The organism is Parasphingorhabdus sp. (assembly GCF_036964565.1).
Classification (GTDB): domain Bacteria; phylum Pseudomonadota; class Alphaproteobacteria; order Sphingomonadales; family Sphingomonadaceae; genus Parasphingorhabdus.
The window spans coordinates 73614-90113 of the sequence record NZ_JBALTN010000005.1 but is presented as its reverse complement, the minus strand read 5'-3'; the positions used below and the strand labels follow the sequence as shown (position 1 = coordinate 90113).

Here is a 16500-nt window from a genome sequence, read left to right as displayed (position 1 = left end):
GTCCGACAGCCGACCAGCCAGCACGACTTGGAATATCAAATGGGTTGTGGCAAGGAACCAGCAATTCCTATCTTCGAGAGACAATTTCCATGACCGATACACCAGAAACGCCTGCAGCAGCCAAATCTCCCGCTGACATCCCCCCCGACCGCCTCGCCATCAATCCGCGCAGTCCGCATTATGGCGGCGATTTGCTGACACGTGGTATCGGCATCAACTTTCGTGGCACCCAGAAGCACAATATCGAGGAATATTCGATCTCCGAAGGCTGGGTTAAAGTCCAGGCCGGCAAGACCATGGATCGCAAGGGCAATCCGCTGCTGATCAAGCTCAATGGCGAAGTGGAGGCCTGGTTTGAAGATCTGGGCGATGATGCCCCGAAACATAGCAGGGCAGGCTGATGACAGGAAGCTTTCGAGGCAAGATTGTCTGGATAACCGGCGCCTCCTCAGGGATTGGCGAAGCCTTGGCAAAGGCCTTTGCGGCTTCGGGCGCGCATATCATCCTGTCGGGGCGGCGTACCGATGCACTGGAACAAGTGGCCGCAGACCTCGAGACAGACAGTCTGGTACTGCCGTTCGAAACCACCGACTATGATGCCCTTCCGGCCACGATCGAGACCGCGCGCCGGTGGAAAGGCAAGGTTGACATTCTGGTCAACAATGCCGGCATCAGCCAGCGCAGTCTGGCTCTCGACACCCATCCCGATGTACACCACCGGATCATCAACGTGGATCTGCTGGCGCCGATCTGGCTGACCCAGTTGCTGCTGCCGCACATGATCGCGGCGGGCGGCGGTCATATTGTCGGAATCAGTTCGGTTGCCGGACGCGTTGGCGTGCCGCTGCGCACCGCTTATTGCGCTGCCAAGCACGGCCTGATTGGATATATGGATGCCCTGCGCGCCGAGACGGAGCAGCTCCACAATATTCATGTCACCAACATCCTTCCAGGCTCGATCAGGACAAACGTCTCACGCAATGCCTTGACCAAAGATGGTGACAGCCGGGGCAAGTCGGACGCCGTGATCGACAACGGCATGGAACCCGCGGAATGCGCACACCAGATTCTCGAGGCCGTTGCCGACAATGTGCCGGAGCTGATCATCGCTGAGGGACCGGAAATGGCGATCGCCAAATTGCGCCAGAGCGATCCGGAGCAATGTTTTGCGATGACCAGCGCCATGGGCGCGCAAATCGCCGAAAAATACGAAGCCGGAGATGATGACTGATGGCGCTGGTACTGCTCGACAAGGGTGACGGTATTGCGACGATCACGCTCAATCGGCCGGAGGCGATGAATGCGCTGTCCAGAGCCTTGCGCATCGAGCTGTGCTCGGCCTGTCAGCATGTCGCCGATGACGAAACTATCCACGCCCTGATCGTCACCGGTGCCGGAGACCGGGCCTTCACGGCCGGTCTCGATCTCAAGGAGCTCGGAGAATCCGGCCTGGGACCGGCCAATGACCGCGATGCCGTTACAAATCCAGTCTTTGCCTTGAGCGAAATGCCGATCCCGGTCATCGGCGCGATAAACGGGGTAGCGATCACCGGCGGATTTGAACTGGCGCTTGCTTGTGATATCCGCATCGCATCAACCAATGCCAGGTTCGCCGATACCCATGCGCGCGTCGGGATAACGCCGGGCTGGGGGTTGTCGCAGAAGCTGTCCCGGTTTATCGGCCTATCCCGGGCCTGCGAGCTGAGCTTCACCGGCCAGTTTCTGGATGCGCAGACCGCCTGTGACTGGGGCCTCGTCAACCATGTTTATGAACCCGGCCAACTGATGTCGGCAGCCCGGGCTCTGGCCCATGACATGACGACCATCGACCGCGATTTCCTCAAGGTCTACAAGGATCTCATCATGACGGGCTTTGACCGCAATCTTGCAGACGGGATGGCCTATGAAAACGAAATTTCCCTGCCCTACAACGCCCGGGTATCGATGGATGACGTGGAGAGTCGGCGACTTGCCATTATCGAGCGCGGCCGCAAGCTGAAGGGATAGGATGAAACTCAACGCTCTGGATCATGTGAACATCATCACCGACGATCTTGCCGGTACCACCCGGTTCTTCGTCGACCTGTTTGATCTGGATGTCCGAAACGGGCCAGAACCGTTGCCGCCGGAGCATGTCCAGTGGCTGTATGATGACAGCGGGCGCGCGATATTTCATATCAATTCCAGAGAAATGCAACAGGCCTTTCGCCGGGAAACCATCTCCGGACCGATGACCGGGGCCATCCATCACGTGGCGCTGGACTGCAGCGATCACCGGGCATTTATCGAGCGCCTGGAGACGCACGCCATCGATTATCGGCTGAACGATATTCCCTCGATCGAACTCAAGCAGCTGTTTTTCAGTGAGCCCAATGGTGTGCTTCTCGAACTCAACTTTCGCGGCGAATAGCGTCGGCGGTCAGCGGAAAATGCAGTTCGTACCGGCCCAAAGGTCAGTGACCACGGCGTCGGGCGCGTTGCTGTCGAACAAGCCGGAAAATCCGCCCGGCTCGTCGCCACCGGTGTTAAATTCGGTGCCGATGGTGCTCTCCTCGTAGATATCGAAAACGACGGATTCGGCCATTTCGCTCCGCGTCGTGCCGATTCCTATGCCGCTCATCGTGGTGAGCGCAAAGCGCTTGTCTCCCTCGCGCAGGAACCAGCCTACAAAGCGGTCATCCTGAAAGTTGACTCCCAGATTGCCGTAGTTTGTGAAGTCCATCGGACCCGCGCCACATTCTTCGTTCGATGACCGCTCGTCGGGCTTGCCGAGTTGCGCGGCGATCGCGTCTTCGGTCCTTGACCGTTCGGCTCCGAAGGCGAGCAGACTGGTGCTGCCTGTTTCGGCGTTCACAAATCGGAGCCCCTCGCCGTCCAGCGCAACAACAATCTCTGTCGCAGCGGGCGCGACCGGCTGATCACGGGATGGCTGATCGGTCGAAGCAGCTTGTTTGGAAGGTGCGGGCTCCCGTTCCTCTGACGAACAGGCACTCAGGGCCAGCGCAAAAGCTAATAGCAACCCTGTCCTCACCCCGGATTCCCTTCCATCTGCGCCACATTGGCGTCGATTGTCACCCAGGGCTGCTTGCTGCCCGTCCAGAAATGGATTTGTGGATGTAATACGCTTGTATCGTCCAAGGTCCCTGCCTTGATATAGGTCTGGCCCGGCTGGGTCGGCAGCGAGGTCTTGACGGGCGAGCCGCAGGTGCCGCAGAAATGCCGGTGCACGACATTGCCGCTGTCGGAATGGTCTTCATATGTCGTCAAGTCGCCGGTGATGGTGATCTGATCATCCGCGATCGCGAACAGAACGGAATAGGCGCTGCCCGCCTGTCGCTGACAGTTCTTGCAATGGCAGACGCCGCACATCTGCAGGTCGCCCTCGACTTCATAGCTTACTGCGCCGCACAGGCACTGACCGGTCATCGTCATATCCAATATCCCTAGGTTCTAATTCTCTCCATCAGCTCCTGAGCTGCCGCCGGCGCTCGGATCTTCGCACCGCTGATGACAAACATATAGACATCACGGCCGGAGACAAGCGGAACAGGTGACGAGATATAGTCACGGTCATCGGACGATTTGCAGTCGCGCCAGTTCTTGGCCCTCTCCGCCCACGCATCCAGTTCACTGTCGGAATAGCCGGTTTCGATATCTTCCCTTGAACACGTCAGCCGGGCATAGGAGAAATCTGCAGTCTGGTCGTACATCTGTGGATATTTGTCGCTGTGGCTGCAGACCACGGCAGCGTTAAATTTTCGCGCCAGATCAACAAACTCGGGGCAAAGAAAACTCTCGTGCCGTACCTCGACCGCATGGCGCAGCGCCATGCCCTCGAGTGTTTCGGGCAGCATCTTGAAGAAGCCCTCGAACTCTGCCGGATCGAATCGCTTGGTCGGCATAAACTGCCACAAGAGGGGTCCCAGCTTGTCCCCCAGTTCAATCAAACCCTGGCCAGTGAACTTCTCAATACTCTCGCCGGCTTCGCGCAAATCCTTCCGGTTGGTGCAGTAGCGGGAGGCCTTTACCGAAAATTGGAAGCTTTCCGGAACCGCCTCCCGCCATTTCGCAAAACTCTCGGGTTTCTGCGTGCCGTAATAGGTGCCATTGATCTCGATCGCCCCAAGATGTTCGCCGGCATATTTGAGCTCATCGGCCTGGCGCAATCCCTTGGGGTAGAAGGTCCCCCGCCAGGGCGCGAAGGTCCAGCCCCCGATGCCGCAACGGATAAGGTGCTCAGCCATGCTTTCGGACAAACACCGTACCGGCAGAATAGCCAGCACCGAAAGAGCAGATCAGGCCAATTTCACCTTCCGCCAGATCGTCGCTATGCTTGTGGAACGCAATGATCGAACCCGCCGACGAAGTGTTGGCATAAGTGTCGAGTACGGTCGGACTTTCGTCGTCATTTGCTTCGTGCCCTAACACCCGCTGCGCGATCAGGCGGTTCATTCCCGCATTGGCCTGATGTAGCCAGAGACGGCGCAGCGCGGACGCCTTGATATCGAGGCGGTCCATCTGGTCCTTGATCAGGTTCGCCACCATTGGCACCACTTCCTTGAAAACCTTGCGCCCTTCCTGCACGAACAACTTGTCCTTGTCGTCCCGGCTCTCCGGATGCGTGCGATTGAGGAAACCGAAATTGTTGCGAATATTGTTGGAGAACTGGGTCTTCAGCTTCGTTCCGACAATTTCCCAATGCTGGGCCGGCGCCATGTCCTTCGCCTCGATCAGGATTGCAGTAGCCACATCACCGAAGATGAAGTGGCTGTCGCGGTCCCGCCAGTTGAGATGGCCGGAACAGATTTCCGGGTTAATCACCAGCACCGACCGGGCGCTTCCCGACCGGATATAATCGGCAGCCGTCTGGATGCCGAAGGTCGCGGAGGAGCAGGCGACGTTCATGTCGAAGCCGAAGCCGTCCGCCATTCCCAGCGCATCCTGTATCTCGACCGCGATCGCCGGATAGGCGCGCTGCAGATTTGAGCAGGCGCAGAGTACAACATCCACATCCTGCGGCTTGCGGCCTGCCCGCTCCAGCGCCTGCAGAGCGGCCTTCACGCCAATTTCTGCAAGGATGGAAATTTCGTCGTTCGGTCGTTCGGGCAGCCGCGGGCACATGATTTCCGGATTTAGAATCGGCTCCTTGGACAGGACAAAGCGGGACTTGATCCCCGATGCCTTTTCGATAAATTCCACCGAACTGTGCGAAAGCGCCTCCGCTTCACCGGCCGCAATCGCTTCGGCATTCTCGCGATTGGAGAGATCAACATAGGCGTTGAAGCTGGCGACCAGTTCTTCATTGCTGATGCTGTCGCTTGGCGTGAACAGGCCGGTTGCGGAAATCACGGGAATATGGCTGTCGGTCATGGGAAGATGCTGTTCCTTCTGCGGGTGCGCTTTCTGGTGGCGCTTCCCCCGAATGGTAATCTCCTGCAGCTAAACTGGCAAGCAGGGTTGATCATACTTTGCCTATGAATTGCGGCTTGCTATGCAAACGAGATGAATCATCGGGTGCAACTTGACGACAGCTGGAAAAAGCCCTTGGCGGGCGAATTTGACAGCGATTACATGACCGTCTTGCGCGAGTTCCTGCTGCAGGAGAAGGCGGCGGGCAAACAGATTTACCCTAAGGGTACGGAATATTTTCGGGCGCTTGACCTGACTCCGCTCGACCGGGTGCGCGTGGTGATCCTGGGACAGGATCCCTATCACGGCCCCGGACAGGCGCACGGCCTGTGTTTCAGCGTGCAACCCGGGGTCCGACCGCCGCCGTCGCTGGTCAATATCTACAAGGAACTGGAGAGCGATCTTGGTCTGACCCGCCCCGCGCACGGTTTTCTGGAACATTGGGCAACACAGGGAGTGTTGCTGCTCAACAGCGTGCTGACGGTGGAGATGGCCAGCGCCGCCTCCCATCGCGGAAAGGGGTGGGAGCAGTTCACCGACGCGATAGTCCGGCTGATCGCTGCAAAAGCGGAGCCGGTCGTGTTCATGCTGTGGGGCAGCTATGCGCAGAAGAAAGCGGCTTATGTCAAAAGCGTCGAGCAAGGCGGGCACCACCTGGTGCTGAAGGCTCCTCACCCGTCTCCACTATCTGCCTATAAGGGATTTTTTGGATGCCGCCATTTCAGCAAGGCAAATGCATTTCTGGAAAAGAACGGCCTCTGCCCGATCGACTGGAGCTTGCCGGAATTCACGTCCTGAATCGATCGAGCGCCTGATCGACCGCCGCGATCAGGGAATCGACATCGGAAAGACGGTCCAGGTTTTCACTGTTTAAAAGCAAGTGTAATTCTGATCCGGTTTCTATCAGAATCGCCGGCAGGTCCAACCCTTTCACAGCCGGAAAACAGCGCGCCGGATAAGCATCCGCAAAATCCTGCCGATGGTAGAAATCTGTTTGCATAGGCAAGCTGCGCAGATATTCCCGCCATGGTCGGCGCATCAACACCGCGCCGTAGCTGATCATGCAAAGACTACATTGGTACGTCTCGGGACGGACCAGCTTGTGCGCCGCGTCCAAAAGCGCCGAAGTCCAACCCGCATTTGCGTTGTAAACCATGATCAGGCGATCTGGTCTGTCAGCCATATTGGGGGCGCGGAAATCTGACATCAACCCGGGTTCGATCCGGAGCCCTCTGCGGTTACCTTTTCAATCCAGCTTGCGATATCTCGCGCGACCTGGGCAGGTGTCTCCTCCATCGGCAGATGACCGGCATTGGCATAGCTAGTCAGCTGGCTGCCCGGGATGGCGTCTTGAAAGGCACGCGCATGGGAAAACGGGATGATCTTGTCCTGCTCGCCCCAGAGCAGCAGCACCGGCATTGACAGCTTGCCGACCTCTCTCCACTTTTCTGGCTCCCTCGGAGTATTGGCCCGTTCCAATGAGGCCTGACGATTGCCGGGATAGCGTAGCAATTCCCAGTAACGGTCGACCAGCTCTTCCGTCACCAAGTCGGGCCGCGCCACGCTTTCCTGCAGCGAGGATTTGACCAGAAAGCGGGGTGTGATTTCTGGCAACAGCAATTGCCCAATCCATGACTGAGCCAGTCTCGCGCCCAGATAGGGCTTTGCCTTCTGTTCGACCTGCGCGCCAGACGCATCGATCAGCACCAGCCCGGAAACACGCTCCGGCACCGACAAGCCGGCGCGCCAGGTCAGCCAGCCACCCATGCTGTTTCCCACCCAATAGGCCTTGTCGACGTCTATCGCATCGAGCACCCGAACCGCGGCAGCTATATTGCTGTCAGCATCATAGCGTCCCTCCGGATTGGGTCCGGTCAGGCCGTGCCCGTAAAGGTCGAGCGAAATCAGGCGATATTTGTCCCCGAGCAGCGCAACCAGCGGCCCCCATGTGTGAAGCGAGCTGTTCGATCCGTGGACAAGAAGTAGCGCCGGTCCATTCTTGTTTCCCTCGTCGCGATAATGAATTCTCGCACCATGGCCGTCATCGAGAAACTCCGATGCCTCATTGCCATATTTGGCGATCATTTCCGTGCGATCGGTGTCGGGTGTTCGAAAAATCAGGAAGGCGGTGCCCAGCAACACCAGCAGCAGCAGAAGGATGCGGAACGTCGTTTTCATGGGGCGGCCTTTGCATGGATGTCCTATTTCTACCGCCAAAGCAGCAGAACGCCAAACGGATTAGTTTTCCGCCCGCCATTCCCCCGGCTGCAACCCTTCCACGCACCAGTCGCCGATGCGCCACCGTACCAGCCGAAGGGTCGGATGACCGACTGCCGCGGTCATCCGGCGCACCTGCCTGTTCCGGCCCTCGCTAATCGTCAGCTTGATCCAGCAATCGGGAACGCTCTGGCGCACCCGGATCGGCGGGTCGCGCGGCCAGAGGTCCGGGTCGGCAATGCGCTCAGCCTCGGCAGGCCTTGTCCTGCCATCTTTCAGTTCGACGCCCTGCCGCAGCAAGCCGAGACTTTCCGGCTCGATATCGCCTTCCACCTGCACCAGATAGGTTTTCGGCATCTTGTACTTGGGGTCGGCGATCCGCGCCTGCAATTTACCGTCCCCAGTGAGCATCATCAGTCCCTCACTGTCCCGGTCCAGCCTTCCTGCCGGATAGACCCCGGGCAGATCGATAAAATCCGAGAGCGTTGCCCGTTTCGTTTCGCTGCCACGATCGGTGAATTGCGGCAATACGCCATAGGGTTTGTTGAAGAGAATGAGTCTTGCCATGCCTCCCCCTTTGGCAGCGATTGTCGGAATGAGCAACGCGGCAACATCATGGGGCCAAGCTCATACGGCCAGCGATAAAACTGTAGCTGACAGCTACCCGTAGAGCGTTAAATTGTGTAGTGCCTGTCCATGAAATTCCAAACATTCGATACTGCCGCCTTCCTCCGCGATTATTGGCAGAAGCGCCCCCTGCTGATCCGCAACCCCTGGCAATCATGGCGCAACCCCCTGTCACCCGACGAACTCGCCGGCCTCGCGTGCGAGGATCATGTGGAATCCCGCCTGATTACACAGTCCAGCGATGACTGGAACGCCGAGCACGGGCCTCTGCCCGAGACTCGCTTCGGGGAATTGGGTAAATCACCGTGGACCCTGCTGGTTCAGGCCGTGGATCAGCACGTCGCGGAGGTTGCGGCGCTGATCGCACCCTTTCGGTTCATCCCCAATTGGCGGATTGATGACGTGATGGTCAGCTATGCGAGCGATGGCGGCGGGGTCGGCCCGCATTTTGATCATTATGATGTTTTCTTGGTCCAAGGCCTCGGCCAGCGCCGCTGGCAGATCGGCGGCATGTGCGATGATCAGACCGCTTTGCGTCCGCACGAGGATTTGCTGCTGCTCGCCCAATTTGATCCGGTGGATGAATGGATATTGGAACCTGGCGACATGCTCTATATCCCCCCCGGAATAGCCCATAACGGAATTGCGGTTGGCAAGGACTGCATGACCTACAGTATCGGTTTTCGCTCACCGTCGCGAAAGGAACTGATCGGCAGTTGGTGCGATGATCTGCTGCCCCAGCTCACCGACAGCGACCGATATTGCGATCCCGATCTCTCGTTTCAGTCTAACCCTGGTGAAATATCCGCAACCGCCATCGGCCAGCTCCATGCCATGGTCACCGAGCAATTGGCCGATCGGGAGACCTTTGCACGATGGTTCGGCCAATATAGCAGCACCCCGCGATATCCCGAAACGGACTGGCGGCCCGAGGATCTGATCGCGAACGAGGAACTGGTTAGATTATTGGGAGCAGGCCACGCCTTGCTTCGTAATCCGGCGAGCCGTTTCTCCTTCATCCGCAAGGGCAAGCAGGAGTTGCTGCTCTTTGTCGATGGCAAGGCATTCGACTGTTCAAACGAAACGACGGATCTGGCAGAAGCGCTGTGCGCTCATACCGATCTTGATATTCGCCCGGCGTGGCTAGAGGCGGAGCATGTCGTTACGCTACTCACGGAACTGTACAACCTCGGCAATCTTTCGTTCAACTGGGATTAGGCCGTCCCATTGCCAGACAAAAAAAGGGCGGCAGCGCCGCAGCACTCCCGCCCTTTCCATATATATGGGGCTTAAGCCTGCTGCAGGTTCACAGCGGCTTTCTTGCCATTATTTCCGGTTTCAACATCATATGTAAGACGTTGTTCTTTTTCCAGCGTCTGCATGCCAGCAGCCTGAACTGCCGTGATGTGCACGAAGCTGTCATCGCCACCATCTTCAGGAGCGATGAAACCATAGCCCTTGTCGGTGTTGAAAAATTTAACGGTGCCTGTAGGCATAGCCTTATTCCTATTCATAACTTAATTATGCCCGATCATGCAAAATGCAGAACCGGACGGGATTGGCCAACTTCGAGAAATGGGAAAAAGAGTATGCGAACCTTAGGGGTTGCGAAACCATGATTTCGTCGTAACGCGATTTATTAGCTTTGCAGTCTATAGCAGCCTATTCGTCAATATGCAAACATATGTATTTGGGCGGTTTCATGGCAGGTAGAAATTGTGTAGCATTGGCCATGATGAACAAACTCGCACAGACCGGTTCGGCCGCGCTTATTCTTTGCATATCGCTGTCAGCGTGCGATTCCGCTCCTGCACCGGTTCCGGAACCATCTCCCCAGAATGTTTTTTTTGAACGGCTGACGTTGCTCTGCGGGAAGGCCTATGCTGGCATTTTGGTGTCCGATCAGGACGCCGATGCCGAAATGGCGGGCAAGCCGATGATCATGCATGTAGCCTCTTGCAATCCGGACGAGATCCGCATTCCGTTTCATATCGCTGAGGGAAAAGGTGCCTGGAACCGGTCCCGGACCTGGGTCATATCCCGGACCGGTCAAAATCTTCGCCTGAAACACCGGCACCGGCACGAGGACGGAAGTCTCGACTCTGTTTCAAATTATGGCGGCGATACCCGCAACGCGGGCAGCGCGAACCGTCAGGAGTTTCCAGCGGACGCTGAATCGATTTCATCGTTTCGCGCCAATGGCCTGGCGCAATCGGTGGCCAATATTTGGGCCATCGAGATTTCGCCGCCGGGCCAGCCGAACGCGCAATTTGCCTACGAACTGCGCCGGCCCACTTCAGCAGACGGACGCCATTTCCGGGTTGAATTTGACCTGTCCAAGCCGGTCGCAGTTCCGCCACCTCCGTGGGGCGACTGACCCGCAATGCTGGCGCAGCTGTTCGTAAGCGCGCTGATGGTCGCGCTCACCGTGTTCATTCACGGTGCCGGAATATACGGTCTGGGCCGGTTTCTGAGGATTGAAGCGAGAGAGGAGGCGGCGGAGCACGTCCATCCCATGTCGCTGCGCGGCATAGCCGTAACGCTTGCCCTCGTGCTTGGCCTGATCGCACTCCACGGGCTTGAGATATGGCTATATGCCTTTGTCTTTCTGGCGCTTGAGGCGATGCCGAACCTCAATGAAGCAATCTATTTTTCGACCATAACCTATTCCACGACCGGCTATGACGACGAGGGTTTCGCCGAAGCGTGGCGCATGGTGGCAGCGATTGAAGGCGTGAACGGCGTTGTCCTCCTCGGTTGGTCGACGGCCTTTTTCGTGACCGTGGTTGCGCGCATGGGACGGGCGAGATAGTGCCGAAGAGAGAGGGACAAGGCAGGACACGCACCGTTTTCCGCTGGCTTCTGGCGGCAATCTACCTGATTGCCGGTGTTGCGCATATCCGCTCACCGGCGGGGTTTCTCGCTATCACGCCTGACTGGGTACCATTTCCCGAAGAGGTGATCTTCTTCACCGGTGTTGCAGAGATCATCGGTGCCGTTGGCTTGTTGGTCCCGCCGAAGCTGGTTCCGGGAATCCGCTACGGCGCAGGCATCGGGCTGGCGCTATACGCGCTGTGCGTCTACCCCGCGAACATCAACCATGCGGTCAACAATATCGCCATCGGCGGGACCTCTGCGAGTTGGCTATATCACGCCCCGCGCCTGGCGTTCCAGCCCGTTTTCATCTGGTGGGCGTTGATCGCCGGCGGAGTGATCACATGGCCTTTCGGGAAAAAGTAGCGGTAAACATGCCCTTAATCGGGTATGTACGATTAGAGCGATTCCGATTAGTTGTTTGAATCAAAGGAGTAGGACATGGAAAAGCATGGCGACGAAATTGAAGTAACCGAGCGTGAGGCGAGCAACAAGCCGCGACGTCCGCACAATGTCAGGATCGTTCTGGCCGTTTCCTTGCTACTGGCCATCGTCGTATTGTCGCTTGTCTGGATCATCCCCGCAATGAGCTAGCGCTTGCCGCTACCGCGGGACCGGCGGCATCAAACCGCCCCCGCTATATAGGCAACCAGTAGCGCGGATGGCAAAAGAAGGGCCTGCGCAACCAGCGTGCCTCCAACCCGGCTCAAGGACAACCAGGTGATTGTTCGCCGAAACATTGGCTGGCTGACGCGGCCGCTAACCACGTCGTCCGTCATCACCGACAGTTGCGGATCGATCACGACGAACAGCAGGATCGTTGCAAATCCGTTTATGACCGCCGACAGCTGCGACGCTGTGACCCGGTATTCAGGATTGAGGTAACCCGCGTACAACGATCCGACGACGCCCACCGTGAGCAACGCCTGGGCCACGATATTCAGGATGATAATCGTCATCGACACCCCGCGCGGTTTGCGCAGGTCGGTTAGATGCACCGTCCTCGGAACGGTGGCAGTTCTGCCCACATAACCAATGCCGCCCTTGGTGAGGGCGTGCCAGATCAGGCGAGGCATCGATCGATGCTCATGAAACTGCAGGATCGCGCTGCTAAACCAGCGCTGAACCGTGGGGATCAGCAATGCGCCAACGATCGTCGCCGCCGTCGCAGCTAGCAAAACAAGGCGAAAATCAAGCAGCAATCCCCCGCCGGTGCCATCGGCAAGCCCGTTTTCAATCCGCTTGGCGAGGAACGGCCCCAAGAAACTGTTAGAAAGCCGGGAGACCAGTACCAAAATGTTGAACAAGGCAAACGAAACGGCGATGCGTCCCGTCCGGACGCCGGCGATGCGGGCCGAATAGGCCAGCGCCCCGATCAGGTGGATCGAGAAGGTCAAGGCGCAAATTATTACAAGCTGCTGATCCATTATGCGTTCCGATACGAATCGTCAGGATTGCGTCCGGAGCCGGCCGCAAAGCAAGATCGCCCATGAACGAAAACTTACGGTAGCCAAACAATAATTTGTCGGGCTTTTCGCTTTCTCTCTGGCGCGGGATTATACTGCACATTATTGGGAATTCTTAGATACCGCGCGCTACCCTGATCGGAACGTTCATGCTTGCTGTTCTTGCGCCTTATTCACCTGCCTTGGTCGCCCTCATATTGCTGCTGCTTCTGATCGCCTTTGCGACGGAAATCCGGCCACCGGAGGTAACCGCAATCGGCGCAGCGGGGCTGTTGCTTGCGCTGGGCCTGATCACGACGGACGACCTTCTCGAGGCGATGAGCAATCCTGCGCCGCTTACCATAGCAGCCATGTTCATCATATCGGGCGCGCTCGTGCGTACTGGAACGCTGGATGCGTTCGCTCTCAGGGTTACGGGACTGGCCAAGGCCTCTCCGGTGCTGGCGACGGGTTCGCTGCTGGTTGCGATCGCCGCTCTCTCGGGGTTCACGAACAACACGCCGCTGGTCATGATGATGATTCCGATTGGAATAACGCTGGCAAAGGAACTCGGCGAGCGACCTTCGAAAATACTGATGCCCATATCCTTTGCAGCAATTCTGGGCGGCACCTGTACCCTGATTGGCACGTCAACCAATATCCTGGTGGACGGAGTCGCGCAGAAGAACGGCCTGGCCGGCTTTTCAATTTTTGAAATTGCCCCTGCGGGGGTTGTCATTGCCCTCGTCGGCGTTGCCTATCTGGCCGCTACACGGCGGTTTCTGCCGGATCGGGATACGATGTCATCCTTGCTCGATGAAGGTGAGGCAAAACGATACACCCTGTCTGTATTCATCATCGGCACCTCGCCCTATATCGGCCAGATTGCGAGTCAGATCGATCTTTTTCGCAGCAGTGGACGCCGCCTCGTAGATGTGATGCGCAATGATGTTTCGATCCGTCAGTCCCACGACCAATATGTGATCAGGGAGGGCGATGTGCTCGTCATGCACACGACCGAATCCGATGTTATGACAATTCGCGAGCGCGGAAAGCTGGCATTGAAGCAGAGCAGTGATGATCAGCAGTTTGTCCCGGTTTCGTCACACCGGTCCATGCTGGCCGAGACATTGCTTCTGCCGGATTCCCACCTGATTGGCCAAAGCCTGAAGGAAGCCGCCCTGCCCCAACGCTATGGTGTCCATGTGATCGCGATGCATCGCAGGGGAAGCAATTTGTCCGAGCAATATGACAGCACCAAATTGCAGGTGGGAGACAGCCTGTTGCTGGAAGGCCCGCAGGCCAGTATCCGCCGTCTGGTAGCGGGTGAAAACCTGATGAACGTCAGCGAACCGAAGACCAGAGGCTTCCGTCGTCACAAGGCACCGATAGCAATCGCCGTGATCCTCTCGGTGGTCATCGCAGCATCCTTTGACATCATGCCGATCGCCGGACTGGCGGTGCTTGGAATGGCAGCAGTGCTTGTGACGCGTTGCATTGAGCCGGATGAGGCATTTGCTTCGGTCGACTGGCGCATCATCGGCTTGATCGTCGCGATGCTGGCGATCGGCACCGCCTTGGAGAAGGCGGGTCTGGTGGAGATGCTGGTCGCCGCCGCAACGCCTTGGCTGTCGGGCGTCGCACCGATTTATGCGCTCGCCGCTATCTATCTCCTCAGCCTTCTGCTCACGGAACTGGTAACCAACAATGCCGTTGCTGTCGTGGTCACCCCCATCGCGATCCAGCTTGCGCTCTCGCTCGGGGTTGACCCCCGACCGTTCGTGATCGCGGTAATGTTTGCAGCCAGCGCCAGTTTTCTGACGCCGATCGGCTACCAGACCAATACCCTTGTCTACGGAGCCGGCGGCTATCGCTTTTTGGATTTCGCGCGTTACGGTTTACCTCTGACCGTGGTGATCGCGATTACTTCGATCGCTATCATTCCAATCATCTGGCCGCTTTAAAAGATAGTCGAGACACTGGCTTGCCCCGGCTCGTTTTGCGGCACCTATTTTTGTAAATATATTCACAATATGACATTCGGTTGTCAAGAATGTCCGACACTGAGACTAGAATATTTACAATAAACTCTGGTTCATTTCCTCCAAAACAGCCAAACCCTCGGTCAGACGCTGAAAATATTTTGACAGCAGAATTGTAACCGCCTCCCCAGTTTAAGGAAGAACATTATGTCCTATCAAGATTTCAAAAGCTCCGCTGACCAGATAATCCGAAGCAAGGATGGTAAGTGGACCGGTATCGACGCCGAGTCCGTTGCTCGCATGCAGCTGCAGAACCGGTTCAAGACCGGCCTCGACATCGCCAAATATACCGCCGCGATCATGCGCGAGGATATGGCCGCTTATGATGCCGACAGTTCCAAATATACCCAGTCGCTGGGGTGCTGGCACGGCTTTATTGCGCAGCAGAAAATGATATCGATCAAGAAGCATTTCGGCGATACCAAGCGCCGCTATCTCTATCTTTCGGGCTGGATGGTAGCAGCCCTGCGCAGCGAATTTGGGCCTCTGCCCGACCAGTCGATGCACGAAAAAACCTCGGTTCCGGCACTGATCGAAGAATTGTACACCTTTCTGCGGCAAGCTGACTCCCGCGAACTGAACCTGCTGTTCCGCGTCATTGATGCGGCCCGTGAAGCCGGCGATAGCGCGGCAGAAAAGGCAGCGATGGACAAGGTCGAGAATTTCCAGACCCACGTCGTGCCGATTATCGCCGATATTGATGCCGGTTTCGGCAATGCCGAAGCGACCTATCTGCTGGCCAAGAAAATGATCGAGGCTGGTGCCTGCGCCCTGCAGATCGAGAATCAGGTCTCGGACGAGAAGCAGTGCGGCCACCAGGACGGCAAGGTTACCGTTCCGCACGAGGATTTCCTCGCTAAGATCCGCGCCTGCCGCTATGCCTTCCTCGAACTCGGCGTGGAAGACGGCATCATCGTCACCCGCACCGATTCCCTCGGCGCCGGCCTGACCAAGCAGATCGCGGTTTCGAACGAACCCGGCGATCTTGGCGACCAGTATAACAGCTTCCTCGATTGCGAGGAAATCGACCCCGCCACAGCGAAGAATGGCGATGTCATTCTCAACCGCGACGGCAAGCTGCTGCGTCCCAAGCGGCTCCCTTCTAACCTGTTTCAGTTCCGTCCGGGCACCGGCGAAGACCGCTGCGTTCTCGACAGCATCACCTCGCTGCAGAATGGTGCCGACCTTCTGTGGATCGAAACCGAGAAACCTCATGTCGAGCAGATTGCAGGCATGATGGACAGGATCCGCGAAGTCGTTCCGAATGCCAAGCTGGTCTACAATAATTCGCCGTCGTTCAACTGGACGCTGAACTTCCGTCAGCAGGTCTATGATGCGATGGCAGCTGAAGGTCTCGATGTTTCGGAATATGACCGCGCTGGCCTGATGGACGCGAAATATGATGACACAGAGCTGGGCGAAGCGGCCGACAAGCGCATCCGCACCTTCCAGGCCGATGGGGCGAAGCGTGCCGGTATTTTCCATCACCTGATCACGCTGCCCACCTATCACACCGCAGCCCTGTCGACCGACAATCTGGCCAAGGAATATTTCGGCGACGCCGGCATGCTGGGCTATGTCCTCGGCGTGCAGCGCAAGGAAATTCGCGAGGGTGTCGCCTGCGTCAAGCATCAGAACATGTCCGGCAGTGACATTGGCGATGACCACAAGGAATATTTTGCCGGCGAAGCGGCGCTGAAGGCCGGCGGCGCCCACAACACGATGAACCAGTTCGGCTGAGCCATCAGAGATCGGGTGCCCTGCCCCTTCGGGGCACCCGGTATACCTGTTTTCCTGGGGAGGAAAAACTATCCGTCGGCAGCAATGCCGGCGGATTTTTTCTTGGTGGACAATGGCCACCAATCTCATCAGAGATGATGGTGGAC

21 protein-coding genes are annotated in these 16500 nt (G+C 57.5%); 12 read left to right on the top strand and 9 right to left on the bottom strand.

Going from position 1 to position 16500, the window contains the following annotated elements:
- Window positions 1–89 precede the first annotated feature (89 nt).
- From V7650_RS08350 to V7650_RS08335, 4 genes are read left to right on the top strand one after another with little or no spacing between them, the layout of a single operon-like run.
- Window positions 90–401 carry a DUF3297 family protein gene (locus V7650_RS08350; protein WP_335655773.1) on the top strand — a complete coding sequence of 104 codons (312 nt, stop codon included), beginning with the start codon at window positions 90–92 and terminating at the stop codon, window positions 399–401.
- A complete protein-coding gene (locus V7650_RS08345; protein WP_335655772.1) occupies window positions 401–1231 on the top strand; it encodes an SDR family NAD(P)-dependent oxidoreductase in 831 nt (276 codons plus the stop codon). Before V7650_RS08350 ends, V7650_RS08345 begins: the two co-directional genes overlap by 1 nt.
- Window positions 1231–2007: an enoyl-CoA hydratase gene (locus V7650_RS08340; RefSeq protein ID WP_335655771.1), complete on the top strand. Its 777-nt coding sequence runs from the start codon at window positions 1231–1233 to the stop codon at window positions 2005–2007. Before V7650_RS08345 ends, V7650_RS08340 begins: the two co-directional genes overlap by 1 nt.
- A gap of 1 nt (window position 2008) precedes the next feature.
- Window positions 2009–2410 (top strand): VOC family protein, encoded by a 402-nt coding sequence (locus V7650_RS08335; RefSeq protein ID WP_335655770.1) that lies wholly within the window; start codon window positions 2009–2011, stop codon window positions 2408–2410.
- Window positions 2411–2419: 9 nt separating this feature from the next.
- Here the strand turns inward: V7650_RS08335 and V7650_RS08330 are convergent, their stop codons facing one another.
- From V7650_RS08330 to V7650_RS08315, 4 genes are all read right to left on the bottom strand, one after another.
- On the bottom strand, window positions 2420–2854 hold the full coding sequence (locus tag V7650_RS08330; RefSeq protein WP_335655769.1) for a hypothetical protein: 435 nt from the start codon (window positions 2852–2854) through the stop codon (window positions 2420–2422).
- 173 nt (window positions 2855–3027) lie between these two features.
- A complete protein-coding gene (locus V7650_RS08325) occupies window positions 3028–3432 on the bottom strand; it encodes a GFA family protein (RefSeq protein ID WP_335655768.1) in 405 nt (134 codons plus the stop codon).
- Between the two features lie 11 nt (window positions 3433–3443).
- On the bottom strand, window positions 3444–4244 hold the full coding sequence (locus V7650_RS08320; protein ID WP_335655767.1) for a DUF72 domain-containing protein: 801 nt from the start codon (window positions 4242–4244) through the stop codon (window positions 3444–3446).
- On the bottom strand, window positions 4237–5370 hold the full coding sequence (locus V7650_RS08315; RefSeq protein ID WP_335655766.1) for a beta-ketoacyl-ACP synthase III: 1134 nt from the start codon (window positions 5368–5370) through the stop codon (window positions 4237–4239). The genes V7650_RS08320 and V7650_RS08315 overlap by 8 nt, the downstream gene beginning before the upstream one ends.
- A 132-nt stretch (window positions 5371–5502) precedes the next feature.
- On the opposite strand from V7650_RS08315, the gene ung reads away from it, so the two are divergent.
- On the top strand, window positions 5503–6207 hold the full coding sequence (gene ung, locus V7650_RS08310) for a uracil-DNA glycosylase (RefSeq protein WP_335655765.1): 705 nt from the start codon (window positions 5503–5505) through the stop codon (window positions 6205–6207).
- Here ung and V7650_RS08305 read toward each other — a convergent pair.
- From V7650_RS08305 to V7650_RS08295, 3 genes are read right to left on the bottom strand one after another with little or no spacing between them, the layout of a single operon-like run.
- A complete protein-coding gene (locus V7650_RS08305) occupies window positions 6197–6616 on the bottom strand; it encodes a hypothetical protein (protein WP_335655764.1) in 420 nt (139 codons plus the stop codon). The genes ung and V7650_RS08305 overlap by 11 nt on opposite strands.
- Complete coding sequence (locus tag V7650_RS08300; protein WP_335655763.1) at window positions 6616–7587, bottom strand: alpha/beta fold hydrolase; 972 nt, start codon at window positions 7585–7587, stop codon at window positions 6616–6618. The genes V7650_RS08305 and V7650_RS08300 overlap by 1 nt, the downstream gene beginning before the upstream one ends.
- A gap of 60 nt (window positions 7588–7647) precedes the next feature.
- Complete coding sequence (locus tag V7650_RS08295) at window positions 7648–8193, bottom strand: pseudouridine synthase (RefSeq protein WP_335655762.1); 546 nt, start codon at window positions 8191–8193, stop codon at window positions 7648–7650.
- Window positions 8194–8322: 129 nt separating this feature from the next.
- Here V7650_RS08295 and V7650_RS08290 point away from each other — a divergent pair, with 129 nt between their 5' ends.
- Window positions 8323–9471 carry a ribosomal protein uL16 3-hydroxylase gene (locus V7650_RS08290; RefSeq protein WP_335655761.1) on the top strand — a complete coding sequence of 383 codons (1149 nt, stop codon included), beginning with the start codon at window positions 8323–8325 and terminating at the stop codon, window positions 9469–9471.
- Window positions 9472–9542: 71 nt separating this feature from the next.
- Here the strand turns inward: V7650_RS08290 and V7650_RS08285 are convergent, their stop codons facing one another.
- Window positions 9543–9749: a cold-shock protein gene (locus V7650_RS08285; protein ID WP_089132154.1), complete on the bottom strand. Its 207-nt coding sequence runs from the start codon at window positions 9747–9749 to the stop codon at window positions 9543–9545.
- Window positions 9750–10147: 398 nt separating this feature from the next.
- Here V7650_RS08285 and V7650_RS08280 point away from each other — a divergent pair, with 398 nt between their 5' ends.
- The 4 genes from V7650_RS08280 (at window position 10148) to V7650_RS08265 (ending at window position 11721) form a co-directional block, all read left to right on the top strand.
- On the top strand, window positions 10148–10630 hold the full coding sequence (locus V7650_RS08280; RefSeq protein ID WP_335655760.1) for a hypothetical protein: 483 nt from the start codon (window positions 10148–10150) through the stop codon (window positions 10628–10630).
- Window positions 10631–10636: 6 nt separating this feature from the next.
- Window positions 10637–11065 (top strand): ion channel, encoded by a 429-nt coding sequence (locus V7650_RS08275; RefSeq protein ID WP_335655759.1) that lies wholly within the window; start codon window positions 10637–10639, stop codon window positions 11063–11065.
- A complete protein-coding gene (locus V7650_RS08270; protein ID WP_335655758.1) occupies window positions 11065–11493 on the top strand; it encodes a DoxX family protein in 429 nt (142 codons plus the stop codon). Before V7650_RS08275 ends, V7650_RS08270 begins: the two co-directional genes overlap by 1 nt.
- 75 nt (window positions 11494–11568) lie before the next feature.
- Window positions 11569–11721 (top strand): hypothetical protein, encoded by a 153-nt coding sequence (locus tag V7650_RS08265; RefSeq protein ID WP_335655757.1) that lies wholly within the window; start codon window positions 11569–11571, stop codon window positions 11719–11721.
- A 29-nt stretch (window positions 11722–11750) separates the two neighbouring features.
- Here the strand turns inward: V7650_RS08265 and V7650_RS08260 are convergent, their stop codons facing one another.
- Entirely contained in the window at window positions 11751–12554 is an 804-nt protein-coding gene (locus V7650_RS08260) for a lipid II flippase Amj family protein (protein WP_335655756.1), read from the bottom strand.
- A 188-nt stretch (window positions 12555–12742) separates the two neighbouring features.
- On the opposite strand from V7650_RS08260, the gene V7650_RS08255 reads away from it, so the two are divergent.
- Window positions 12743–14536 (top strand): SLC13 family permease, encoded by a 1794-nt coding sequence (locus V7650_RS08255; protein WP_335655755.1) that lies wholly within the window; start codon window positions 12743–12745, stop codon window positions 14534–14536.
- A gap of 225 nt (window positions 14537–14761) precedes the next feature.
- A complete protein-coding gene (locus V7650_RS08250; protein WP_335655754.1) occupies window positions 14762–16354 on the top strand; it encodes an isocitrate lyase in 1593 nt (530 codons plus the stop codon).
- Window positions 16355–16500 lie beyond the last annotated feature (146 nt).